General features: G+C 63.8%; 18 protein-coding genes. 7 read left to right on the top strand and 11 right to left on the bottom strand.

Features of this window, described 5'->3' with window-relative positions; translation table 11 throughout:
- Positions 1-116: 116 nt before the first annotated feature.
- From ACODSJ_RS07130 to ACODSJ_RS07100, 7 genes are all read right to left on the bottom strand, one after another.
- Positions 117-866, bottom strand: a complete 750-nt coding sequence (locus ACODSJ_RS07130) for an AraC family transcriptional regulator (protein ID WP_489101044.1) — start codon at positions 864-866, stop codon at positions 117-119.
- Between the two features lie 321 nt (positions 867-1,187).
- Positions 1,188-2,444 carry an FAD-dependent oxidoreductase gene (locus tag ACODSJ_RS07125; RefSeq protein ID WP_489101043.1) on the bottom strand — a complete coding sequence of 419 codons (1,257 nt, stop codon included), beginning with the start codon at positions 2,442-2,444 and terminating at the stop codon, positions 1,188-1,190.
- On the bottom strand, positions 2,441-2,677 hold the full coding sequence (locus ACODSJ_RS07120; RefSeq protein ID WP_489101042.1) for a 2Fe-2S iron-sulfur cluster-binding protein: 237 nt from the start codon (positions 2,675-2,677) through the stop codon (positions 2,441-2,443). Before ACODSJ_RS07120 ends, ACODSJ_RS07125 begins: the two co-directional genes overlap by 4 nt.
- Before the next feature lie 158 nt (positions 2,678-2,835).
- Entirely contained in the window at positions 2,836-3,951 is a 1,116-nt protein-coding gene (locus ACODSJ_RS07115; RefSeq protein ID WP_489101041.1) for an NAD(P)/FAD-dependent oxidoreductase, read from the bottom strand.
- The gene (locus tag ACODSJ_RS07110) at positions 3,948-4,880 is read right to left on the bottom strand and encodes a 4-hydroxyproline epimerase (RefSeq protein WP_489101040.1); all 933 of its coding nucleotides are present in this window, start codon (positions 4,878-4,880) and stop codon (positions 3,948-3,950) included. The genes ACODSJ_RS07115 and ACODSJ_RS07110 overlap by 4 nt, the downstream gene beginning before the upstream one ends.
- Positions 4,881-4,991: 111 nt before the next feature.
- The gene (locus ACODSJ_RS07105; RefSeq protein WP_489101039.1) at positions 4,992-5,663 is read right to left on the bottom strand and encodes a GntR family transcriptional regulator; all 672 of its coding nucleotides are present in this window, start codon (positions 5,661-5,663) and stop codon (positions 4,992-4,994) included.
- A 210-nt stretch (positions 5,664-5,873) separates the two neighbouring features.
- The gene (locus tag ACODSJ_RS07100) at positions 5,874-7,040 is read right to left on the bottom strand and encodes an MFS transporter (protein WP_489101038.1); all 1,167 of its coding nucleotides are present in this window, start codon (positions 7,038-7,040) and stop codon (positions 5,874-5,876) included.
- A 143-nt stretch (positions 7,041-7,183) separates the two neighbouring features.
- Here ACODSJ_RS07100 and ACODSJ_RS07095 point away from each other — a divergent pair, with 143 nt between their 5' ends.
- The gene (locus tag ACODSJ_RS07095) at positions 7,184-8,575 is read left to right on the top strand and encodes an aminotransferase-like domain-containing protein (RefSeq protein ID WP_489101158.1); all 1,392 of its coding nucleotides are present in this window, start codon (positions 7,184-7,186) and stop codon (positions 8,573-8,575) included.
- Positions 8,576-8,938: 363 nt separating this feature from the next.
- Entirely contained in the window at positions 8,939-11,080 is a 2,142-nt protein-coding gene (locus ACODSJ_RS07090) for a TonB-dependent siderophore receptor (protein WP_489101037.1), read from the top strand.
- A gap of 118 nt (positions 11,081-11,198) precedes the next feature.
- Here ACODSJ_RS07090 and ACODSJ_RS07085 read toward each other — a convergent pair whose 3' ends face one another.
- Positions 11,199-11,633 carry a nuclear transport factor 2 family protein gene (locus tag ACODSJ_RS07085; RefSeq protein ID WP_489101036.1) on the bottom strand — a complete coding sequence of 145 codons (435 nt, stop codon included), beginning with the start codon at positions 11,631-11,633 and terminating at the stop codon, positions 11,199-11,201.
- Positions 11,634-11,803: 170 nt separating this feature from the next.
- Positions 11,804-12,697: a LysR family transcriptional regulator gene (locus tag ACODSJ_RS07080; RefSeq protein WP_489101035.1), complete on the bottom strand. Its 894-nt coding sequence runs from the start codon at positions 12,695-12,697 to the stop codon at positions 11,804-11,806.
- A 197-nt stretch (positions 12,698-12,894) separates the two neighbouring features.
- On the opposite strand from ACODSJ_RS07080, the gene ACODSJ_RS07075 reads away from it, so the two are divergent.
- The 5 genes from ACODSJ_RS07075 to nahK all read left to right on the top strand — a co-directional run bounded on the left by ACODSJ_RS07075 (position 12,895) and on the right by nahK (position 21,091).
- Positions 12,895-14,214: an MFS transporter gene (locus ACODSJ_RS07075; RefSeq protein ID WP_489101157.1), complete on the top strand. Its 1,320-nt coding sequence runs from the start codon at positions 12,895-12,897 to the stop codon at positions 14,212-14,214.
- The gene (locus tag ACODSJ_RS07070) at positions 14,211-15,485 is read left to right on the top strand and encodes a glucarate dehydratase family protein (RefSeq protein ID WP_489101034.1); all 1,275 of its coding nucleotides are present in this window, start codon (positions 14,211-14,213) and stop codon (positions 15,483-15,485) included. The genes ACODSJ_RS07075 and ACODSJ_RS07070 overlap by 4 nt, the downstream gene beginning before the upstream one ends.
- 357 nt (positions 15,486-15,842) lie before the next feature.
- Complete coding sequence (locus ACODSJ_RS07065; protein WP_489101033.1) at positions 15,843-17,027, top strand: porin; 1,185 nt, start codon at positions 15,843-15,845, stop codon at positions 17,025-17,027.
- A gap of 328 nt (positions 17,028-17,355) precedes the next feature.
- Positions 17,356-18,519 carry a nitric oxide-sensing protein NosP gene (nosP, locus tag ACODSJ_RS07060; RefSeq protein WP_489101032.1) on the top strand — a complete coding sequence of 388 codons (1,164 nt, stop codon included), beginning with the start codon at positions 17,356-17,358 and terminating at the stop codon, positions 18,517-18,519.
- Positions 18,449-21,091, top strand: a complete 2,643-nt coding sequence (gene nahK / locus ACODSJ_RS07055) for a hybrid sensor histidine kinase/response regulator NahK/ErcS' (RefSeq protein WP_489101031.1) — start codon at positions 18,449-18,451, stop codon at positions 21,089-21,091. Before nosP ends, nahK begins: the two co-directional genes overlap by 71 nt.
- A gap of 119 nt (positions 21,092-21,210) precedes the next feature.
- Here nahK and ACODSJ_RS07050 read toward each other — a convergent pair whose 3' ends face one another.
- Positions 21,211-21,876: a response regulator gene (locus tag ACODSJ_RS07050; RefSeq protein WP_489101030.1), complete on the bottom strand. Its 666-nt coding sequence runs from the start codon at positions 21,874-21,876 to the stop codon at positions 21,211-21,213.
- Between the two features lie 59 nt (positions 21,877-21,935).
- Positions 21,936-22,469 carry a PQQ-dependent catabolism-associated CXXCW motif protein gene (locus ACODSJ_RS07045; protein WP_489101029.1) on the bottom strand — a complete coding sequence of 178 codons (534 nt, stop codon included), beginning with the start codon at positions 22,467-22,469 and terminating at the stop codon, positions 21,936-21,938.
- Positions 22,470-22,727: the final 258 nt, after the last annotated feature.

The following is a 22,727-nucleotide window of genomic DNA, read 5'->3' as shown; positions in this document are numbered from 1 at the left end:
GATTGATTTTTAAAAATAATTCGGCGGCGCCGGGTTTTGGCGCTGCGGTAGGGGTGGCTGGCGAGTGTTACAGATGGGAGCAACCGCACGCATCACGCCCCACAGGAGAACACGCGTCAGCGCTGATTTTCACGAAACTGGCTGGGCGAGAGGCTGGTCAGGGCGCGGAACTGGCGACTGAATGCACTGTGGTCGGTGTAACCGCAGCGCAGGGCGACTTCGGTGATGGGCAGGTCGTGGTCCAGTAACAGCCGGGACGCTTCTTCCAGGCGCGCCTTGTGGATCATCTGCCGTGGCGTGAGCTGGAAGATGCGCTTGCAGTGCCGCTCCAGCTGCGCCACTGAGAGGCCGGCGATGGCGGTCAATTCGGCCAGGCTGATGGGGTGGGCGAAGTGACTTTTGATGTGGGCGTCCACAGCCGCCAGTTTCTGGAACGCCGGGTGACTCGATTGCGGCCGTTGCAGGTCGCGAGAAATGCCAGCCAGGCCGACGATCCGCTCATGGGCGTCACGCAGCGCGAGCTTGTGGGTCAGGCACCACACCGGTTGGTTGCCGTAATAAAGATGCAGTTCGAGCTGGTCGGCCAGTTCCCGGCCGCTGGCGAGCACCTTGCGGTCCTGCTCGGTGTACACCGGACCAAACCGCTCGGGGAACACTTGCTCGGCGGTGAGACCGAGCAAGTCGCTGCTGTGCTTGAAGCCACAGCGCCGGGCCAGGGTCTGGTTGACGAAGGCGTAGCGGGCCTGAGGGTCCTTGATGAAGAACACCACGTCCGCCAGGGTGTCCAGCAGCGGTGCGATGGATTGCAGGCTGTTGAGCAGGGTGTCGAGGTCGCAAGGGGCGAAGGCGGTGAGCGAGGGGTACATGGCCGGCGTCGTCTTTTGGGGAGGTGTGCAGTGTCAGTCGAAAGTCGGGTGCCTGTCACGCTGCCAGCGTGAGCAGGCACCCGCGGGCGTTCGCGGTTCATATGACACCCATTCAATGTGGCGAGGGAGCTTGTTCCCGCTGGCCTGCGAAGCGGGCCCCTGCATTGCTTCAGGCAGACCGCGTCGCCCGGTTTGCGACTGCTGCGCAGTCGAGCGGGAGCAAGCTCCCTCGCCACGGTTTTGGGGGGCTGACTTCGCCAGATCGCCGCCTGGCGCGAGCTTGAACTGGGGCAAACTCAGGGGGCTGAAGGTGTGTCTTGCTCAGGTCGGCGGGGTTTGTTCCAGGTTCAGCAAGGTCTCGATCCGTGCCGGGCTGAACGGTGGGCGCGGGGCGGGGGGTGTCCAGCCGAACAGGTGCTCCAGCGCGGCGCCGCAGACTCGACCCTGGCAGGCGCCCATGCCGCAACGGCTGGCGAGTTTCGCTTCGCGCCAGTTTTCCTGCCCGACCAGTTGGCCGTAGGGCACGTCTTCGCAGCGGCAGACCAGGGTGTCGGCGTGGGCGAGGGTCTTGAGGCGCGCGTCGAGGGCGAACGCGCGGTGCAGTGCCTGGGCGAACCCCTGCCAGCGGGCGCGGCGCGGCCACAGCCTTTGGGCGGCGGCGTTATTGTCGACGGCGGCGTGGCCTGCAATGGCCCCTTCGACCAAGGCCAGTTCACTGCCGCCAAACCCGGTGCATTCCCCCGCCGCGTAGTGGTCGCGGCGGGTGGTGGCTTGCCAGGCATCGACCGCGAGGGCCTGGTTGTCCACACCGCAGCCCAAGGCCTGGCCTAATTGAGTATTGGGAATGAGGCCGAAGCCACAGGCCAGTCGGTCGCAGGCCAGCTCAAAGGTTCGACCGTGCTGCCACAGGCGCACGCCTTCGAGCCGCCCGTTCCCCAGGGCTTCCAGCACGTGGGTGCCGGTGCGGTAGTGACGGTCGAACAGATGCAGCGATTGCCACAGCTTGCCCGGCCAGCGCGGCAGTTGCGCAGCGAAACCGGCGACGACGTGGCGACCGGCTTGCTCGGCGATCCGCACCACCTGCGCCCCGTGCTGCTTGGCGGTGGCGGCGCTGGCCAACAACAAGGGGCCGCTGCCGGCGATCACCAGCCGTTCGCCGCGCACCGGCAGGCCGCCCTTGACCAGCGCCTGCAAGCCACCGGCGCCGGTGACGCCGGGCAGTGTCCAGCCGGGAAACGGCAGCAGCAGCTCCCGGGCGCCGGTGCACAGGATCAGGCGTTGGTAGGTGATCTGCCAGCCACGCTCGGCATCCTCCACCAGCAGGGTTCGCTCGGCGGCGCAGGCGATCACCCGCGTGCTGCTGTGGCACCGCACATTGGCGCAAGCCTGCAATTGTTCGCGCAGACGACGCGCCTCCACGGGCAATTGGGCCTGGGGACCGTCGCGCCAGATCTGCCCGCCCGGCAGCGGGTTGTCATCCAGCACCACGATGCGTGCACCGCTGCTTGCTGCGGCAAGGGCGGCGGCCATGCCGGCAGGGCCGGCACCGATGATCAGCAGGTCGGTGGTTTCGTTCATGGCCGGGTCTGCACCTGCATGCCGTCGTGGCAAAGGGTCTGGCAGGCCAGGCGGCGCCGGCCGTCGATCAGCACCCGACACTCCTGGCAAACGCCCATGCCGCACAACGGTGCGCGGCGCTGGCCGCTGACCGAGGTCCGGCTGCAACCGTCCGCACCCAACGCCAAGGCCGCCGCGACGCTGGTGCCGTTGGCGACCGAAAGTGGGTGGCCGTCCAGGAACAAGTCAGGCATGGGGCTGGTGCTCCTTGGTCAAGCGGATGTCAGGAGCACACCCAGAACCTGTGGCGAGGGAGCTTGCTCCCGCTGGGGCGCGAAGCGGCCCTGTTTTGGGGCTACTGCGCAGCCCAGCGGGAGCAAGCTCCCTCGCCACTGGGGCTGTGTGTCGGGGCTTAGGCATGGGCGGGTTCTCCGAGAAAACGCTGCGGCAGGTAAGGTTGCGCCGCAAGGGGCGAGGTTTCGTTGAACAGCTGCGCGACCAGCAGGTCGGCGGTGGCGGGCGCCGTGGTGACGCCCAGGCCTTCGTGCCCCACCGCCAGCCACAGGCCCTGGCGTTGCGGGTGTTGCCCCACCAGTGGCAAACCGTCGGGGCTCGCTGCGCGAAAACCGGTCCAGGCCCTGATGCCGTTGAGCTGCGCCAACCCCGGCAGGTAATCGACGGCACGCTTGAGCATTTTCGCCAGCATCCAGCCTTCGACATGCGGGTCGACGCTGCCGAACTGCCGCGAGGCGCCGATGAATAATTGCCCGGTCGGCCGTGGCTGGATGTTGCAGGCCACCGACGGGCCGCTGGCGTTGTGGGCGCTGGTGACGTAACCCAACTCCACCAGCGTATGGGTGACGGTGGCGGGGTAGCGGTCGGTGATCAGCAGATGGCCCTTCTTCGGTTCGATCGGCAGTTCCGGGCACAGTTCGGTGGCTTGGATACCGTTGGCGAGAATCACCGCTTCGGCGCTCAGCCAGCGACCGTCGTCAAGGCGCACGCGCTGACCATCCACTTCAACGACCCGGGCGCGCTGCTGACGAATATTGCCGTGATCCAGCATCCAGCAGGCCGCCGCTGGGGCATACAGGATGCCGTCGCCCTTGATCAGCAACCCGCCCTCCAGGCCTTCGCGCAATTGCGGTTCGCGTTGCTGCAGCGCCGCTTGGCCGATCAGCTTGCAGGCTTCGCCATGGGCCAGCAGGTTGAGGTATTTGCTGTGGGCCACGGCCATTTCCTCGGCGTTGGCCGCCAGCCACAAGGTGCCGTTGTTACGCCAGGCGCAGCTGTCGGGCAGTGCGGGGGCCAGGCCGCGCCAACGCCGCAGGGAGTATTGGCTGAGGGCCAGTTCCGCCGGGTTATCGTCCAGTACCAGCAAGTGGCCCATGCCGGCCGCCGTGGCGCCATGCCAGCCGGCATCCAGCACCAACACTTGCAAGCCGCGCAAGGCCAGGGCCTGGGCACACGCCGCGCCGATGATGCCGGCGCCGATGATGATCACATCGGCCACAGGGCCCTCGCTCACGGGCGAATGCCCCAGGCGAAGGGGTCGTCCTGTTCGATGATCAACGTGGTTTCCGCGCTGATGTAGGCGCGACCGCGAATGGTCGGCACGATGCGTTCGCCCGCCCGTTCGTAGCTGCCTTCGAACTGGCTGCCAATGACACTGGCCTGGCGCCAGGTCTGTCCCGGTTGCAGCTTCCCGTCGGCGGCCAGGCACGCCAGTTTGGCGCTGGTACCGGTGCCGCAAGGGGAGCGGTCGTAGGCCTTGCCGGGGCAGAGCACGAAGTTGCGGCTGTCGGCATGCGGGTCGTCGGTGAACAGTTCGATGTGGTCGATCAAGCCGCCGTCTTCGCCGCGAAAACCCTGCTGCTCCAAGGCCTGTTGCACGGCGTAGGTGTAGGCGGTCAGGGCGTCGAGGTTGTCGCCCGCGACCCGTTGGCCATGGCCAGCCATCAGGAAAAACCAGTTGCCGCCCCAGGCCACATCGCCCACCACCGGACCGATGCCCGGCACGTCCAGGCCCAGCGCCTTGCGATAACGGTAGGCCGGCACGTTGCGCACGCTGACCGAGTGGTCATCGTGCAGAGTCGCCTGCACCGTGCCCACCGGCGTCTCGATGCTGTGCACGCCGGGGCCGATCCGGCCCAAATGGGCCAACGATGCCACCAGGCCGATGGTGCCGTGGCCGCACATGCCCAGGTAGCCGCTGTTGTTGAAGAAGATCACGCCGGCACAGGCGCGGGGGTCCACCGGCTCACACAACAGCGCTCCCACCAGCACATCGCTGCCGCGTGGTTCCAACACGCAGGCACTGCGCCAGGCATCGTATTCTGTCGCCAAGCACTGCTTGCGTTCGGCCATGCTGCCGCGGCCCAGGTCTGGGAAACCGTCGATGACCAGGCGGGTCGGCTCGCCGCCGGTGTGGGAATCGATCACGCTGATGCGTTTCATGGGCGCCCCTGTGCGTTCGGATGAGTGACCTCAAGGGTGGCTCGCGCAGCGGGGCGATGGCTTGATGGCTTTATCCGTCGTCCATGACGAAATCGGCACAGTGCCGAGCCATCAATGGCTTGAAGGCAGGAACTTGAACAGGCTTTCGCAGACCCCGGCGATGTGTTCGTCCAGCAGCCCCACGGCCCGCTCGACGTCGCCGGCACGGCAGGCCTTGATGATTTCCCGATGCTCGTGATCGGCGCGGTCCTTGCCCGCCGACAGGCTCATCTGCATGCGCAGGTAGCGCTCCAGTTTGTCGTGGACCGAGCGGATCAACCCCACCATGAAGGGCCGTTGCGCCGGTTCGTAGAGGCAGGCATGCAATTGCCAGTTCAGTTCGGCCCAGCGTCCCACATCGTCCTCGCCGATGAATTCGCGGCAGATGCCTTCGGCGCGGGCAAATGTTTCTTCGCTCATGTTGGGAATCGCCAGGCGCAGCACCTTGTCTTCCAGCAGCATGCGCACTTCGAACATCTGCGCCAGTTCCGCCTCGGAAATGCGCGTGACCATCGCCCCGCGATTGCGCTGGAACATCACCAGGCCTTCGGCCTCCAGGCGCTTGAGGGCTTCGCGCACGGGGATCTTGCTGACGTTGAACTGACGGGCGATGTCGTCCTGGCGAATCGGCTCATCCTCGGCAAAATGCCCCGCGACAATCGCTTCACGCAGGTGAAGGGTGATGATCTCCGAGGTGGAAGGGGTATTGCCCAGGTCGGGCAGATTGAACTTGGATAAGGTCACGGCGGCGGGTCGTTCGGCTGAGATGGGGATATGGTATACGACTTTGCCGGGTGCAGTGTCCCGAGACGTCGCCCCCTGTTTGCAGCGGGGGCAGGGTGCGGACTGCGTGGCGAGGGAGCTTGCTCCCGCTGGGCTGCGTAGCAGCCCCGACATTTTGCGATTGCTGCGCAATCGAGCGGGAGCAAGCGCCCTCGCCACAGGGTTTTGGGTTCAGCCGTGGGAGAGGTGGCTCACATAAGCCTGCGCTCGGACGATGTACCATCCAGTCACCGACGCACCGGCCAGCAAGGCCAGGCCGAACACGATCAGCGCCACCTCAGCGCCGAACGCGTCGGCCAGCAGCCCGGTCACCACCACCGGAATGCTGAAGCCGATGTACGCGAACAGAAAGAACCCGGCGCTGACCCGGGCCTTTTCCGCGCCGGCCATCGCGGTAATGGCCGACAACCCGCCGAGATAGAGAAAGCCGTAGCACGCACTGCTGGCCCCCAACGCTCCCAGCAGCACGGCGAGCAGCGAGCCGGTGCTCGCGCCCCAGGCCAGCAATGCGTAGCTCAACGGCAGGATCAACAACCCCAGGCCGGTGGCCCGGGCCGGATGCAGGCGACGAACCCACGGCTGGAAAAGCAAGCCGCAGCTGATCACGGTAAAGGTCGACAAGCCAGACCAGCGCTGCAGGTCATGGGTGGCGAGCACGGAGGGCAGGATCGCGATGACCAGGCCCGACGTCGCCCAGGCCAGCAGCATGGAAAAACTGTAGGGCAGGCTGCCGGCGGGAAACAATGGCGGGCGCAACAGCGGTGCGCTGCGGCGTTTCACGGCGGGGTCCGGCAGCCGCCACACCACGACGATCGCCAGGCCAGCCAAGGCCAACTGCAACCAGAAGCTGCCCGGCGTGACGCTGGGGTGGGCGAACAGGAAAAGACTGGTCAACGCCGCGCCCAGGCCAAAACCCAGGGACGTGCTGGCGGTGACCCGGTTGGACGAGGCGCGGGCATCGCCAGTGGCCATCAGCTCGGCCATGTAGGCCGTCGAGGTCGCCGAGGCCAACCCCGTGCCGACGCCCATCATCAGTCGCGCCACACCCAGCGCCGGCAGGCTCGGCCAGAGCGACGTGACCACGGTGGCCAGCATCGACAGGCCCAGCGCTACCAGGATCAACGGTTTGCGTCCGACCCGGTCGGCCAGGCCGCCCAGAGCCAACAACACCGGCAACACCCCCAGTACGTAGCCGGAAAACGCCACCGCCGTCGCGCCGGCGCCATAGCCGGACAACTGGGCATAGGTGGTGTACAGCGGTGCTTGCAGGTTGACCGCCAGGGTGATCAGGCACAAGCCGAAGGCCAGTCCCCACGAGTGTCGATGCTGAGTGTTCAAAAGCGTTCCTTATGGCGCGATGCCTGAGGGTGAAGTCCGTGGACTATCACGTGCGGGCACGCCCCGAACAAGGAACAGACCGACGCCTTTTATGCTTAACTGTTCGCTGAAAATTTGCGAACACTTGAGCGAGCGTGCCTGCCGTGGACCTGAATATCGATCGCAACGCGGCTGAACCCGTGATCCGCCAACTGGTGGACCGGGTCACGGCCTGGATCGCCGCCCATGGCATCCGCCCCGGCGCCCGCATGCCGTCCATTCGGCACCTGGCCCGGGACAATGGGCTGAGCCTGTCGAGCGTGATCAAGGCTTACGACCAACTGGTGGCCAGCGGTGTCCTGGAGTCCAGGCATGGTGCGGGGTTCTTTGTCGCGCAGCCATTGCCGCGGCCCATCGTCCCTGAAACCGAGCCGGATCAGCAGAAGTGGCAGTTGTTCGAGCCGGCGTCGGCGCAGCTCAAGCTCGGTTGTGGCTGGCTGCCCGACACCTGGCGCGACGACACCGACTTGGCCCAGGCGATCCGCCAGGTGGTGCGCAGCGACAGTCAGGCATTGTTCAACTACAGCACCCCGTTGGGCTCGGCCCAACTGCGCCTGCACATTCAAAAGCGCCTGGGCCTGATGGACATCCACGTCGATCCAAGCCAGATCATCACGACACAGGGCGCCAGCCATGGCCTCGACCTGCTGGTGCGCACGCTGCTCAAGCCTGGGGACCTGGTGCTGGTGGAAAGCCCTGGCTACTACAACCTGTTCAACCTGCTGAAGCTGCACGGGGTCAAGACCCTGGCGGTGCCCAGGACCGCCCAAGGGCCGGACATCGCCAGCCTGGAACGGCTCCTGGCCGAGCACAAGCCTTCGTACTTCTTCATCAACAGCATGTACCAGAACCCCACCGGCACCAGCCTGGCGCCCAGCGTCGCCTATCGCTTGCTGCAACTGGCGACGCGGCATGACTTTCGCCTCATCGAAGACGACATCTACGCCGACTTCCAGAACGGCACGACCTCGCGGTTGGCGACGCTCGACGCCCTGGACCGGGTGATCTACCTCGCCAGTTTCTCCAAGACACTGTCCAGTTCGCTGCGGGTCGGTTATGTGGTCGCGCAACCGGCGATCATCCAACGCCTGGCCGAGATCAAGATGGTCACCGGCATCGGTTGCTCGTTGCTGGCGGAAAACGTCGTGGCGACGCTGTTGGCCAACGGGGCCTATCGCAAACTGGTCCAGCGCTTGCGCCAGCGCCTGAACAAGCAGATGGCGAGCACCCTGCGCCTGCTCGATCCGTCGCACTGGGAAGTCTTTGCCGAGCCCACGGGCGGATTGTTCGTCTGGGCCAGGGTTCGACGACTGGAAGCGTCGCGCGTGCAGCAAATCGCCCGGGAGCTGGACGTGCAACTGTCCTCGGGCGCGACGTTCCTGCCCGACGGAAAGGCGTGCGATTGGCTGCGACTGAATGTGGCCTATACCCAGGACATTCGTGCGCAGATGTTTTTCCAGCGGATTGAACAGGCGTCGGCGGCGATGCTTCAGTGACACCGGGGAATGATGTTGTTTGGCATGAGCATGCTTTGCTCAGCAGCTTGCGGCTGCTTGCAGATCTGGCGTTCGCTCCTGGATCTCTGTGGCGAGGGAGCTTGCTCCCGCCGGCCTGCGAAGCAGGCCCCTGCATTGTTTCAGGTACACAGAGTTGTAAGGTTTTACGACTGCTGCGCAGCCGAGCGGGAGCAAGCGCCCTCGCCACGGGTTTGTGGTGCCTGGGCACGATAGAGGCGTGACGAAAAATCAATGGCGTTAATGGGAATGCATATCAAATAGCAATGAGTTGCTGTATCTTTCGCGACTCATTCTTGTCGGCCGCGAAAGCAGCCGGTGTTCTTTCATTAGGATTGTGCATCGATGCGTCGGATTCTCGTTTCACTGTGTGTGCTCCAGGCTTATTCCGTTTCCTCCTGGGCCGTCCAGCCCATCGCCACTGACCCGGCGCCCCTGGAGTTGCAAGCCACGGACATCGTCGGTACCGCCGACTATGAAACAGCCCAGGGACCGGTGAAGGGCTACCACGCCACCCGTTCCGCCAGTGCGACGCGTACCGACACCGCCATCCATGAAACCCCGCAGTCGATCTCCGTGGTCTCGCGCGACGTCGTAGAAGACCTCAGCGCCACCCGCTTGCAGGACGCCCTCGATTACGCCGGCGGCGTGGGCCGCGGCAACAATTTTGGTGGCCAGGGCCTGACCACCTTCACGGTGCGCGGTTTCACCACCGGCGAATTTTATCGCAACGGTTTCCCGGTCAACCGTGGCTACCCGAACGCCCCCGACGCCAACACCATCGAGCGCCTGGAAGTGCTGCGCGGTCCGGCCGCCATGCTCTACGGCCGTGGCGATCCGGGCGGTACCTTCAACGTGGTGTCCAAGCAACCGTTGGCCGAACGCACGGTGACCCTGGGCAGCCAGGTCAGCGACCAGGGGCTGCGTCGCGGCACGCTGGACGCCTCCGGGCCGTTGGACGACGAAGGACGCCTGGCTTACCGCCTGAACGTGATCGGCGAGGGCGGCGACACGTTCCGCGACCACGTCGAGACCGAGCGCTACGGCGTAGCGCCTGTGGTGAGCTGGCAGGTCAACGACACCACGCGCCTGATCTTCGAAGGCGATTTCATGCGCAACAATGCGCCGCTGGACCGTGGCCTGACCCACTACGCCGGCCAGCGTGGCACCGCGTCCCGCGACACTTTCTTCGGCGAAAAAGACGCCGGCAAGTTGCACAATGACAACAACCTGCTGCAGGTGCGTTTCGAACACATGCTCAACGACGACTGGACCCTGGCCGGCGGCACCCAATGGCTCGACGGTACCCTGCAGGGCAATGCGGTCGAAGGCAACGGCATCGCCGCCGACGGACGCACCCTGGGGCGTAACTTCAACTACCGCAAACTGGAATGGACCGACCGGGACACCCAGCTCAACCTCACCGGGCATTTCTCCACCGGAGGTTTCGAACACACGTTGCTGACCGGTATCGAGTATGAAGACTACGACTACCAGTCCATCATCCAGCGCTCCTCCGGCGCCGTCGGCGCTTACCCGATCGATATCTTCGATCCGGTGTATGGCCAGGCGCGCCCGGCATTGACCCGAACGCCCACCGATGACCAGGAAAACCTCAAGACACTCGGCGTGTTCGTCCAGGACCAGGTGGCGCTGACCGAGCGGCTGAAGGTCTTGGCCGGCGCGCGTTTCGAGCATTTCGAGCATGAGTACGAAACGTTCGTCCCCCAGGCTCGGCCCGGCAGCCGGAACTGGGACACCACTGAAAATGCCGTTACTCCGCGCTTGGGGGTGAGCTACGACTTGACGGACACGGTGGCGGTCTATGCCAACACCGCGCGCTCGTTCAAACCCAACACCGGGGCCAGTCGCCAGGGTGGCGGGTTCAAGCCGGAAGAGGGCAAGTCCTACGAAATGGGCGTGAAGTGGGAGGCCCTGGATCGCCAGCTGAGCGTCGATGCTGCGGTGTATCAGATCGAGAAACGCAACGTGCTCACGCCTGACCCGCTGGATTCGACGTTCAACGTGGCCGCCGGTGAAGTGCGCAGCCGAGGTTTCGACTTGAACGTGGCGGGCAACCTGACGCCGCAATGGCGCGTGATCGGTGGTTACGCCTATGTGGATGCAGAGGTGACCAAGGACATCAGCATCCCGACCGGCACCCGTTTGCTCAACGTCCCCCGGAACAGCTTCAGCCTGCTGAACGTCTACGAGTTCCAGGACGGCGGCCTCAAGGGCCTCGGCCTGGGGCTGGGGACGAAGTACGTCGATGAGCGGGCCGGCAATACCGCGGCCAGCACGTTCACCATGGACAGCTACACCGTTGTCGATCTGCTCGGCTACTACAAGGTCAACGAGCGGATTCGTCTCAACCTGGACCTGAAGAACCTGTTCGACGCTGATTACGAAGAGGGCGCATTCGGTGGGGTCTACGCTTACCCGGGCGCACCGCGCACTGTGCAGGCCGGTATTTCCTACACGCTCTGAGGCAAGTGCATGAGCACCCCGGCGCAAGGCGCTGGGGTGCAGTCGCCCCGTGGCGAGGGAGCTTGCTCCCGCTTGAGCGCGCAGCGCTCACAGACATGGAGCAGCCCTCACATCACCATCAGAACCGAAACGCCTGACGACCGATCAGCAGCCACTTGCCATCTTTCTGCTTCTGCCAGATCTGGAAGTTCTCGATTTCCGTGGGAACCACCTCGGCGCCCTTGATTGCCTGCGCCGAGAAGTGGTTGCGCACCAGCGCCACATCTCCCGAGAGGGTGATTTTCTGGTTCTTCATCTCCAGGGTCTTGAACGCGCTCTTGCCGGTTTCGATGTCAGCGATGAAGGCTTTCTTGTCCTGGATGTTGCCGCTGGAATGGCCGTAGCTGAGGTTTTCGGCGGCCAGGGCGTTAAGTTGTGGGATGTCCTTGTGCAGCATGGCCTGGGTCAGATGGTCGACAGCCTGGGCCACGTCTTGTTCGGCCGAGGCAGCCGCGGTCGCGGCGTAACCGCCGAACAGGCACAGGAAGCCGAGGGCCAATGTGGTTTTTCTCATGGGGATTTCCTTGTTGTTGTAGGTATCAGGAACGCGAGCGATATTGTGCTCGTCGGTCATCGTACAACTTGTCGGGCTGGACTGGAATAGCCGATGGGCAAACCACCCAGGCGCAGGGCTCAAGGGCGTCTAGCAATGTGGCGAGGGAGCTTGCTCCCTCGCCACACATTTCATCCCTCCCGAACCGCCCCGCGAATCCCCTCCAGCAACATGCTGAACGCCGGGTTGTCATTGTCTTCGCGCCATACCAGGTGCAATTCGCTCTGCACCCCTTCGTCCAGGTCGATCTCGCGAAACACCACCTGCTTGAACACCACGCTGGTGGCACAGCGCGGCACCAGCGCCAGGCCCATGCCGGCGTTGACCAGGGCCAGGATCGTCAGTGATGACCCCAACCATTGCACGAATTGCGGCGCGACCCGGGCCGAGCGGAGCATGCCGGTGAGCAGTTCGTTGAAGGGCGGGTAGGCGGAGTGGGAATACATGAGGAACGGTTGCTGGTCCAGGTCCTGGACGCAGACGGACTCGGCGCTCGCCAAGGGGTGGCCGGCCGGCACCGCCAGCACGAACGGCTCGCGCACCAGGCATTCGGTGGCGTAGCCGGTTTCCAGCAAGGGTGAGCGGACAATGCCGAGGTCGATGCGCCGGGCGCGCAGTGCTTCGTGCTGTTGGTAGGTGTTCATTTCCGCCAGGACGATTTTCACCTGGGGCTGTTTCAGCCGCGCCTCGGCGATGACCTTGGGCAAGAACTCATACACCGCGCTGCCGACGAAGCTGATGGTGACCGAGCCGATGTCGCCCTGGGCGAAACGCCGGGCGGCGACGGCGGCTTGTTGGGCTTGTTCGAGCAGATTCTGCGCTTCGATGAAAAATGCCCGGCCGGCCGCTGTGAGCGCCACGCTGCGGGTGCTGCGCGTGAACAGCTCGACGCCGAGGTGATGCTCCAGCAACTGGATCTGCCGGCTCAAGGGCGGCTGGGTCATGTTCAGGCGTTCGGCGGCACGCCGAAAGTTGAGTTCGGTTGCCACCGTGGTGAAGTAACGCAGTTGGGCCAGTTCAAACATTGATTCAATCCAGGTATCAATCAAGTGCCAAGTTAGATTAGACGGGAACAATTGCCCGCGTCCATGATCGTCCCGTTCCCCACAAAAACAATGATCGGGAGGCTCCCTTGAACAAGCAATCGGCCTGTACCCCTGACAGCACCCTGGCGCTCGCGACGGCCAAGGTCAAACGGCATGTCCTGCCCCTGGTGGTGGTGATGTTCATCGTCAACTACATCGACCGGGTCAACATCGGCTTCGTGCGCAGCCACCTGGAAACCGACCTGGGCATCGGCGCTGCCGCCTACGGGCTTGGCGCGGGGCTGTTTTTCATTGGCTACGCGTTGTTCGAAGTGCCGTCCAACATGCTCCTGCAACGCTACGGCGCCCGTGCCTGGCTGACGCGCATCATGTTCACCTGGGGCGCGGCGGCGATGGCCATGGCCTTCGTGCGCGGCGAAACCAGTTTCTATGTACTGCGCTTCATCCTCGGCGCGGCGGAGGCGGGGTTCTTTCCCGGCATCATCTACTACTTCACCCAGTGGCTGCCGGCCAACGAGCGCGGCAAGGCCATGGCGATCTTCCTCAGCGGTTCAGCCATCGCCTCGGTGATTTCCGGGCCGGTGTCCGGCGCTTTGCTGCACGTCAGCGGGCTGGGCCTGCACGGCTGGCAATGGATGTTCCTGATCGAAGGTTTCGCCTCCATCGTGCTGTGTGGGTTTGTCTGGTTCTGGCTGCAATCGCACCCAAGCCAGGCCAAATGGTTGAGCGCCGAAGAGAAGAGCGTGCTGATCGCCGCCATCGCCGAGGAACAACGGGCCAGGGAAGCCGCCCAAGTGATCAAGCCCTCGGTGTTCAAGCTGCTGGCCGACCGGCAGATCGCACTGTTTTGCTTCATCTATTTTTCCATCGCCCTGACCATCTACGGCGCGACGTTCTGGTTGCCGAGCATGATCAAGAAAATGGGCGGGTTGGGGGACTTTCAGGTCGGCTTGCTCAACTCCATTCCATGGATCATTTCCATCGTCGCCATGTACGGTTTCGCCGCGCTGGCCGGCCGCTGGAAATTCCAGCAGGCCTGGGTGGCGGTGACGCTGGTGATTGCCGCGTTCGGCATGTTCATTTCCACCACCGGCGGGCCGGTCTTCGCCTTCGTGGCGATCTGTTTTGCGGCGATCGGTTTCAAGGCCGCGTCGGCGCTGTTCTGGCCGATTCCCCAGGGCTATCTGGACGCGCGCATCGCGGCGGCGGTGATCGCGCTGATCAACTCCATCGGCAACCTCGGCGGCTTCGTCGCGCCCACGGCCTTCGGATTCCTGGAGCAGACCACGGGCTCCATCGAAGGCGGCCTGTATGGGCTGGCCATCACCTCGCTGATCGCCGCCGTGGTGATCTTCTTCGCTCGCACGACACCCCGCCTCACACCACGGTGCGACACGCCCAGTTCCGTCTCCGGTCGACCTGAAGCGGTGACCGAACAAGCCGCGCCGCAAACAACCAAAGCCTTGAACCCTGGCCCATCGGGAGCCGCTGTATGAAGATCAAACGCGTCACCGTCACCCCCATTGCCTTTCGCGATCCACCGCTGCTCAACGCCAGCGGCATCCATGAGCCGTTCGCGCTGCGTTCGATCATCGAGATCGAAAGCGATAACGGTTACATCGGCCTGGGCGAAAGCTATGGCGATGCGCCGGCCCTGGCGATCCAGCAGCAACTGCAAAACCAACTGATCGGCCTGGACCCGTTCAACCTCAACCGGTTGCGGACCCTCGTCGAGGCCACCGTCGCCGCGCAGAAACCGGCCGGTGCCAGCGGTGCGGAACTGGCGCCGGGCTCCCATGCGAGCAAGGCCGTGAGCAATGCCTACTCGGCGTTCGAAGTGGCGTGTCTGGACTTGCAGGCGCGCTACCTGAACGTCCCGCTGGTGGACCTGTTGGGCGGTGCGATTCGCGATCAAGTGCCGTTCAGTGCGTACCTGTTTTTCAAGTATGCCGAGCACATCGATTCGCCGTATCCGCCGGACAGTTGGGGCGAAGCGCTCAACGAGGAGCAGATCGTCGCCCAGGCCCGGCGCATGATCCAGGACTACGGTTTCAAGAGTATCAAGCTCAAGGCCGGGGCGCTGGAGCCGGAACGCGAAGTGGCGTGCATCAAGGCGTTGAAGCGGGCTTTTCCCGGTTATCCGTTGCGCATCGACCCGAATGCCAACTGGTCCCTGGACACCTCCATCCGCATGGCGCAACTGCTGGGGGATGATTTGCAATATTACGAAGACCCGACGCCGGGGCTGGAGGGCATGGCCGAGCTGCACAAACGCACCGGGCTGGCGTTGGCGACCAATATGGTGGTCACCGATTTCGAGGAGTTTCGCCGTAGCGTCGCGCTCAACAGTGTGCAGATCGTGTTGGCCGACCACCATTACTGGGGCGGCCTGCGCGACACCCAGGCGCTGGCGAAAATGTGCGCCACCTTTGGCCTGGGGGTGTCGATGCATTCGAACTCCCACCTGGGCATCAGCCTCATGGCGATGGCCCATGTGGCGGCCGCAGTCCCGAACCTGGGCTACGCCTGCGACACCCATTACCCCTGGCAGGAGCCGGATGAAGAGGTGATCAAGGGCGGCAAGCTGCCGATTGTCGACGGCTGCGTGAAGATCACCCGCGCGCCGGGCCTTGGGCTGGAACTGGACCGCGATCAACTCGGCATGCTGCATGAACAGTTCCTGCGCTGCGGCATTCGCCAGCGCGACGACGTGCGACAGATGCAGCGTTATCGGCCGGAGTGGAAGACCGTCAAGCCGAGGTTCTGAAAGACCGCAGAGGGGCCTGCTGCGCAGGCCAGCGGGAGCAAGCTCCCTCGCCACAGGGGGCGCACCCGCACTCGAAAATGAAGTCCAACCCAGCTGTTGTGGCGAGGGAGTTTGCTCCCGCTGGGCTGTGTAACAGCCCCAAAACAGGCAACGCGGTATGACTGCTCAATGAGTTGATCCTCCCAGACCCACACCCAAAGTCTCGCGCCCGTCGGCCTCGCAGTCTTACGCCCAAACTGCCGCGCCGGGCCGGCGCTTCCAAAGCAGCCGCCAATCGCCTCCAAGGCAGCGTATGACGGGGCCTGGCGCCTTTCGATAATCGCCTCCGACATCCCGTCCCCTGTTGCGGAGCGCGCTATGCACAACAATAAAAATACCCGCCAACGTTTTTTGCCTGCGGTCATCGCCGGCCTTTCGACCCTCGGCCTGACGCCCTTGGCCCACGCCGAAATCATGCTGTACGACAAGGACCAGACGACCTTTTCCACCGACGGCTACATCAACGCCTTCTACGTCAACAGCGACGTGGATCGGGCGGGGGATCAGTACGACCGTCGCCAGGCCCGGGTGAAGATGGGCTTCTTGCCCAACTACCTGGGCTTCAACATGAGCAAGCAGGTCGATGACCTCAAGCTCGGCGCCCGGGCCTCGTTCTGGGTGACCATCAACGACAGCGAGACCAACGGCACCGACACCGCCATCGATGTGCGCCAGTTCTACGGCACCGTCGCCAACCCGGCGTGGGGCGAAGTGTTGATCGGCAAGGACTTCGGGCTGTTCGCCCGTTCCAACATCCTGCTCGACGAATTGCTGGCCGGTTATGGCCAGGTCAGTGACACCCTCGGGCTGGTGGACGGCGGCGGCGTCTCGTTCGGCAATATCGGCAGCGGTTATCCGTATCCGTTCCCGACCTCGCAGATCACCTATCGCACCCCGGTCATGGACGGGCTGCGGGTGGCGGTGGGGATCATGGACCCGGTGGACACCAACGACAGCAGTGCCACCGGCAAGGCCTACCAGGAGAACCCGCGCACCGAGAGCGAGATCACCTATCAGTTCGACCTGGGCGGCGCGAAGATCTACAGCTGGCTCAACGGCAGCTACCAGACCTCGGAGAACACCGACTCTTCCGTCGAATCGGTCACCTCCAAGGGGCTGGGGTATGGCGTGCAAGCCAAGATGGGCGGCTTCTCCCTCACCGGCTCCGGCTTCCAGGCCAAGGGCATCAACCCGTTCTTCACCAACAACGCCGGCGAGGCCACGCTGCGCAATGTCGACAGCAAGGGCTATCTGTTGCAAGGCTCCTACAAGTTGGGCAAGAACCGCCTGGCGCTGTCCTACGGCAAGACCGATGACGACGGCAACGGCGTGGTGGGCAGCGGCGCCGACTATGAAACCCGTGGCATCGCGCTGTTCCATGACGTCAACGACAACCTCAAGCTGGTGGCCGAGTACAACCAGTTCGAAATCAACGGCCACGACACCAGCGCCCAGAATGAAGACACCGATACCTTTGCGGTGGGGGCAGTCTTGACCTGGTAAGAAAGAACACCGCATACCCGTGGCGAGGGAGCTTGCTCCCGCTGGCCTGCGCAGCAGGCCCTTGCCTTGCTCCAGTCAACCGCAGTGCATGGTTTACGACTGCTGCGCCCGAGGCGTCGGACCGGTCGAGCGGGAGCAAGCTCCCTCGCCACAAGAGTATTCCAAACAAAGTACTGAGTTTTGGTGGCGACCCAGCCGTGCGCATCGCGGCCGGGCCGCCACTGTTCTCCTCCCATGGAAGCGCCCACCCGCTACCCAAGTAGCATTCGTCGGCCCGGTGCCGCTTCGTACACTCAAGGCTCCTATCACGCATCCGCCGGAGACGTACATGCAGCAGGCCCAGAGCGAAGGTGTGGTCAACGCCATGTCTCAGGCAGGCGACGTCCAGCAAGTGGCCCAGGAGCTGGCGCGACAGTTGTTGCACCCGCACCTGGGCTTCGTGCTGTTTTTCTGTTCCGCCGAATACAATTTGCCAGCCCTTGCCCAGGCGCTGTCCCAGAGTTTCGGCGGGATTCGCCTGGTGGGTTGCACCAGCGCCGGGGAAATAACCCCCCAAGGCTATGGGCGCAACTGTGTGACGGCGGTGGGGTTCGACCACCGGCACTTTTCCATTGCCGCCGAGCTGATTGGCGAAATGGAGCACTTCAGCCTCATCGACGCCCAGCAAATGGTCGAGCGCCTGGCGAGCGGTTGCCGCAGCAATGCGTTGGCGCCGATCAAGGGCCACAGTTTTGCGCTGACCCTGCTCGATGGTTTGTCCAGCCGCGAGGAAATGGTGCTGGCGGCCCTGAGCGCCGCACTGGGAGACATCCCGCATTTCGGCGGTTCGGCCGGTGACGACAACTACCTGACCCACACCCACGTCTACTTCGAAGGCCAGTTCCACAGCGGTGCTGCCGTGGTTCTGCTGATCAACACCTGGCTCGAATTCGAAGTGTTCACCACCCATCACATCCTGCCGCGCGAGGAAAAACTGGTGGTGACCGGCGCCGACAGCGCCTCGCGACGGGTCTATGAGCTCAACGCCGAACCGGCCGCCGAGGAATACGCCCGGCACATCGGCGTGCCGGTGAGTGCACTCGACTACCGGGTCTTCGCCGCCCATCCGCTGGCGGTGCGCATCAACGACCAGTACTACGTGCGGGCCGTGCAGCAGGTGCACCCGGACCTGAGCCTGAGTTTCTATTGCGCGGTGGAGAACGGCATCGTCCTCACGGCCATGACGCCCGGTCCCTTGCTGCACAACCTGCAAGACCTGTTCGACGGTTTGCGGACACGCCTCGGCGACCTGCTGCTGACCATCGGCTGCGACTGCTTCCTGCGGCGCCTGGAGCTGGAAGGCTGCGGTGGCCTGGAGCCGATCGGGCAGTTCCTGCGCGAGCAACGGGTGATGGGGTTCAACACCTATGGAGAACAGTTCAATGGCATGCACATCAACCAGACCTTTACCGGAGTTGCCATTGCCCGACATCGCGTCCCCGGCCATCGCTGAGTTGCAGGCGCAAGTCGCCAGCCTGCAGCACGAGAACCGCAAGTTGCGGCGCATCAACGAGGCGCTGATCGAGCGGGTCGAGTCGGGTGCGACCCGAGGCAATGACCCGTATGCGGCGTTCCAGCACTCGGTGGTGCTGGCCGAGCAGGTGCGCGAGCGCACGGATGCCTTGAACCAGGCCATGGCCGAGCTCAAGGCCGGTAACCACTTGTTGGGCGAAGCGCGGCTGCGGGCAGAAACCGCCCACCAGCACCTGATCGATGCCATCGAAAGCATTTCCGATGCCTTCGTGCTGTTCGACGCCCAGCAACGCATCGTGCTGTTCAACAGCCGCTTCAAGGCGTTCTGGGCCCACAGCCGGGTGCGCATCATTGCCGGCATGCGGCTGTCCCAGGTCAAGCACCTGATGACCGCCAATGGCTTGTTCAGTGAGGAAAACCGGGGGCAACCGGATGAGCCGGTGTTGTATCGGTTGCAGAACGGCCGCTGGCTGCAAGTCAGCGAGCGACCGACCCAGGAAGGCGGGCGGGTGATCCTGTTCACCGACATCACCGACGTCAAGCTCAGTGAAACCGTGCGCCGCGAGCAGGCCATCGCGCAGAAGTCGCACCTGTTGCAACGGGCCGTGGACAACCTGTCCCAGGGCGTGGCGATGGTCAACGCCCAGGGCGTGCTGGAGTTGTGGAACCGCCGGTTCCTGGAGCTCAGCGGCCTGGCGCCGGTGGCGGCCCATCGGCCGTTCAACGAAGTGATCGCCGACAGCGAGTTGCAACTGCTGACCCCGGCCAGTCGCGATCGCAACGGTCGCTTGATCCACGAATGCGAGCAGCGCCTGTCGGATGGCCGGGTGCTGGAGATTCGCACCCACCCGTTGCCCACCGGCGGCTACGTGAACACCTTCACCGACATTACCGAACGCTACCAGCATGCCGAGGCGTTGAGCGAGAGCGAACGCTGGATTCGCCTGATCACCGACCATGTGCCGGCGTTGATCGCCTACCTCAACGCCGACCTGGTCTACGAGTTCACCAACAAGGTCTACGAGCAATGGTACTGCTGGCCCCGTGGCGTAATGCTCGGCCAGAGCCTGCGCGAAGCCCACAGCGAGCAGCATTACCAGCGCCTGGAGGCCTATGTGGCACGGGCCTTGGCCGGGGAAAGCGTGACGTTCGAGTTCGCCGAGACCAACATCAACAACCAGGAGCGCTACATGTTGCGCTCCTATGTGCCCAACCGACTGGCCAATGGCGAGGTGGTAGGGATCTTCGTGTTGATCCGCGACATCACCGAGCGCCGCCGCACCGCCGAGGCGCTGCACCAGGCCTACCAGAACCTGGAGCAGCGGGTTCAGGAGCGCACCGCTGAACTGACCTCCCTCAACGACCAGTTGCTGCGCGAGATCGACGAGCGCAGCCGGGCGGAATTGCGCCTGCGCGAGGCCAAGCGCGAAGCCGAACAGGCCAACCTGTCCAAGACCAAATTCCTCGCGGCGGTCAGCCATGACTTGCTGCAACCGCTCAACGCGGCCCGGTTGTTCACCAGCGCCTTGCTCGAACGTCGCGAACCGGTCGCGAACGCGCAACTGGTGCGCAACGTCAGCAATTCGCTGCAGGATGTCGAGAACCTGCTCGGCACCCTGGTGGACATCTCCAAGCTCGACGCCGGGGTGATCAAGGCCGATGTCGCGCCGTTCGCCCTCAGCGAGCTGCTTGGCAACCTGGCGGCCGAATACGCCCAAGTGGCCCGCAGTGAAGGGCTGGCGTTGCACTTTGTCGGCTGTTCGGTGCTGGTGCGCAGCGACATGCAATTGCTGGCGCGAATCCTGCGCAACCTGCTGACCAACGCGATTCGCTACACCCCCAGCGGGCGCGTGGTGTTGGGCTGTCGACGGCATCGCCAGAGCGTGTCGGTGCAGGTCTGGGACAGCGGCATCGGCATTGCCGAGGACCGTCTTGAAGAAATCTTCCAGGAGTTCAAGCGCGGCGACGTGCAGCGTCCGAACCAGGACCGCGGGTTGGGCCTGGGGCTGGCAATTGTCGAGAAAATCGCCGGGATCCTCGGCCATCGCATCCAGGTGCGCTCCTGGCCGGGCAAGGGGTCGATGTTCGCCATCGAAGTTCCGCTCAGCGCCACCGCGCCGAAACCGCTGCCGTGCCTGGACATGAGTGAACCGATGCTGGAGCGATTGCGCGGTGCACGGGTCTGGGTGCTGGATAACGACGCGGCGATCTGTGCCGGCATGCGCACGTTGCTCGAAGGCTGGGGCTGTTGCGTGGTGACCGCATTGTCAGAGCAGGACCTGGCGCGCCAGGTGGACAACTACCACGCCGAAGCAGACCTGCTGATTGCCGATTACCACCTCGATAACGAGCAGAATGGCGTGGACGCCGTGGCCCGGATCAACGCCCGTCGCGCGTCACCGATCCCGGCGATGATGATCACCGCCAACTACAGCAACGAACTCAAGCAGCAGATCCGCGAACGCGGCCACACCTTGATGCACAAACCGGTGCGGCCGATGAAGCTGAAGATTGCGATGAGTCATTTGTTGGGCCAAACCCGCAACCACTAAGTCGAGCACTGTTGTGGCGAGGGAGTTGTGGGAGCAAAGCTTGCTCGCGACACAGACGATGAGGTTTCGGAGCTTATGGCCTCATCGCGGGCAAGCCTTGCTCCCACAAAGATTAGGATTCAACGCCGCAAATAAGCGCCAAAGTCGATATCCCCGGCACTGAGAATCGCCTGCACCCGGTTGTGCACGTTGAGTTTGCGCAGGATCGCCGAGACGTGGGCCTTGACCGTGGTTTCGGCGATGTCCAGCGTGTAGGCAATCTGCTTGTTCGATTCGCCCTTGGTCATGCGTTCGAGTACCAGCAATTGCTTGCGGGTCAGGGCCTGGAGCAGTTCGGGAGGGAAGGCCGGGGTCTCACTCATGCGCCGTCCCACCGGGTTCTTTTGCGTGCGGATGATATCCGGCGGCAGGTACACGTTGCCGTTGAGGATCTGCTCGATGGCCTCGGTCATTTGTGAGCGCGGCGAGGATTTGGTGATGAACCCGACCGCGCCGTAAGTGATCGCCTGCAACACCACCTGCTTGTCCTGCTCGGCAGAAACGATCACCACGGGGATGGTCGGCGCCTCGTTGCGCAGGTTGATCAGGCCATTGAGGCCATGCATGCCGGGCATGTTCAGGTCCAGCAGGATCAGGTCCAGGTCGTCGTGCTCGCCGGTCAACGCCAAGGCACTGTCCAGGTCGGCGGTTTCCATGACCTCGCTTCCCGGAAAACCGTCACTGATGACGTTGTGGATGGCTTCGCGAAACAGTGGGTGATCGTCGGCTATCAGAATTTTATACATGGCCATTCACCTCGTTATTGTCGTGTGGAGCGCAGCGGTTGCACGCATTTCTTGCAGAATCAGGGAAAGGGTTCGGGGCGGGCCGCTTGCAGGGGAAGGTTGGCCGCTTCCCAGGCATCGAGGCCATCGCGATACCAATACAAATGCTTATAGCCCATGGCAGCGGCGCGTTTTACCGCGTTCCAGCTCAACCAGCAATCGGAGCGGCAGTAAAAGACCAGCGGTCGCTCCGCTTGCCCGGCGGTGGCCCGGCGCAGGTGATCGGTGAAGTAGTGCTGCCAGGTCGAGTCCAGCTCGCCGTCGCCGGTATTGGCCAGCCACAGGCTGCCGGGGAGGTTGGCGTGGGGCTCGTTGTCGATGAAGCGTCCCTGCAGCCAGGGTCGGCGGTAGACATCGATGAGGATCGGCGAGGGTGTTTGCTTGAGCAGGTGCTGCAAGGCCTCGGTGTCGAGGGTTTGCGCGCCGTCCACGGTGGCGGGCGTCGGGCTGCGGTACTGGGTAATGCGATAGCCCTGCGCGGAAAACAACGCAGAGTCGGCCTGCGCGACATTCAGCGCCAGGCCCAGCAGGACGATCGCCAGTAAACGGGGCATAGGATTTATCCTTTTTGTTATGGCCCCATTACATGTCAGGGTCGAAGCCTTGTGAATGCGACCATAGACAGGAAAACCGGTACTAAAGTAGTAATTTCGCCATGAGTCCTGCACTGCCGCCCCCTGTGGGAGCGAGCTTGCTCGCGATGGCGGCGGGACATTCAATGATGATGTCGACTGATACACCGCTATCGCGAGCAAGCTGAACTGGTCAAGTAATTCTGGACACCAGTTAAGGTTTCACGAGGCCAGTTTCTC

Source organism: Pseudomonas sp. FG6 (assembly GCF_057809015.1).
This window is presented reverse-complemented; position numbering and strand designations above follow the sequence as displayed.

Coding starts and splice junctions, on each gene's coding strand:
- ACODSJ_RS07125 (WP_489101043.1), bottom strand. CDS start 2,444: ATGAACGAAACCACCGACCTGCTGATCATCGGTGCCGGCCCTGCCGGC.
- nosP (WP_489101032.1), top strand. CDS start 17,356: ATGCAGCAGGCCCAGAGCGAAGGTGTGGTCAACGCCATGTCTCAGGCA.
- ACODSJ_RS07070 (WP_489101034.1), top strand. CDS start 14,211: ATGAAGATCAAACGCGTCACCGTCACCCCCATTGCCTTTCGCGATCCA.
- ACODSJ_RS07080 (WP_489101035.1), bottom strand. CDS start 12,697: ATGTTTGAACTGGCCCAACTGCGTTACTTCACCACGGTGGCAACCGAA.
- ACODSJ_RS07045 (WP_489101029.1), bottom strand. CDS start 22,469: ATGCCCCGTTTACTGGCGATCGTCCTGCTGGGCCTGGCGCTGAATGTC.
- ACODSJ_RS07110 (WP_489101040.1), bottom strand. CDS start 4,880: ATGAAACGCATCAGCGTGATCGATTCCCACACCGGCGGCGAGCCGACC.
- ACODSJ_RS07130 (WP_489101044.1), bottom strand. CDS start 866: ATGTACCCCTCGCTCACCGCCTTCGCCCCTTGCGACCTCGACACCCTG.
- ACODSJ_RS07075 (WP_489101157.1), top strand. CDS start 12,895: ATGTTCATCGTCAACTACATCGACCGGGTCAACATCGGCTTCGTGCGC.
- ACODSJ_RS07050 (WP_489101030.1), bottom strand. CDS start 21,876: ATGTATAAAATTCTGATAGCCGACGATCACCCACTGTTTCGCGAAGCC.
- ACODSJ_RS07120 (WP_489101042.1), bottom strand. CDS start 2,677: ATGCCTGACTTGTTCCTGGACGGCCACCCACTTTCGGTCGCCAACGGC.
- ACODSJ_RS07090 (WP_489101037.1), top strand. CDS start 8,939: ATGCGTCGGATTCTCGTTTCACTGTGTGTGCTCCAGGCTTATTCCGTT.
- ACODSJ_RS07065 (WP_489101033.1), top strand. CDS start 15,843: ATGCACAACAATAAAAATACCCGCCAACGTTTTTTGCCTGCGGTCATC.
- nahK (WP_489101031.1), top strand. CDS start 18,449: ATGGCATGCACATCAACCAGACCTTTACCGGAGTTGCCATTGCCCGAC.
- ACODSJ_RS07085 (WP_489101036.1), bottom strand. CDS start 11,633: ATGAGAAAAACCACATTGGCCCTCGGCTTCCTGTGCCTGTTCGGCGGT.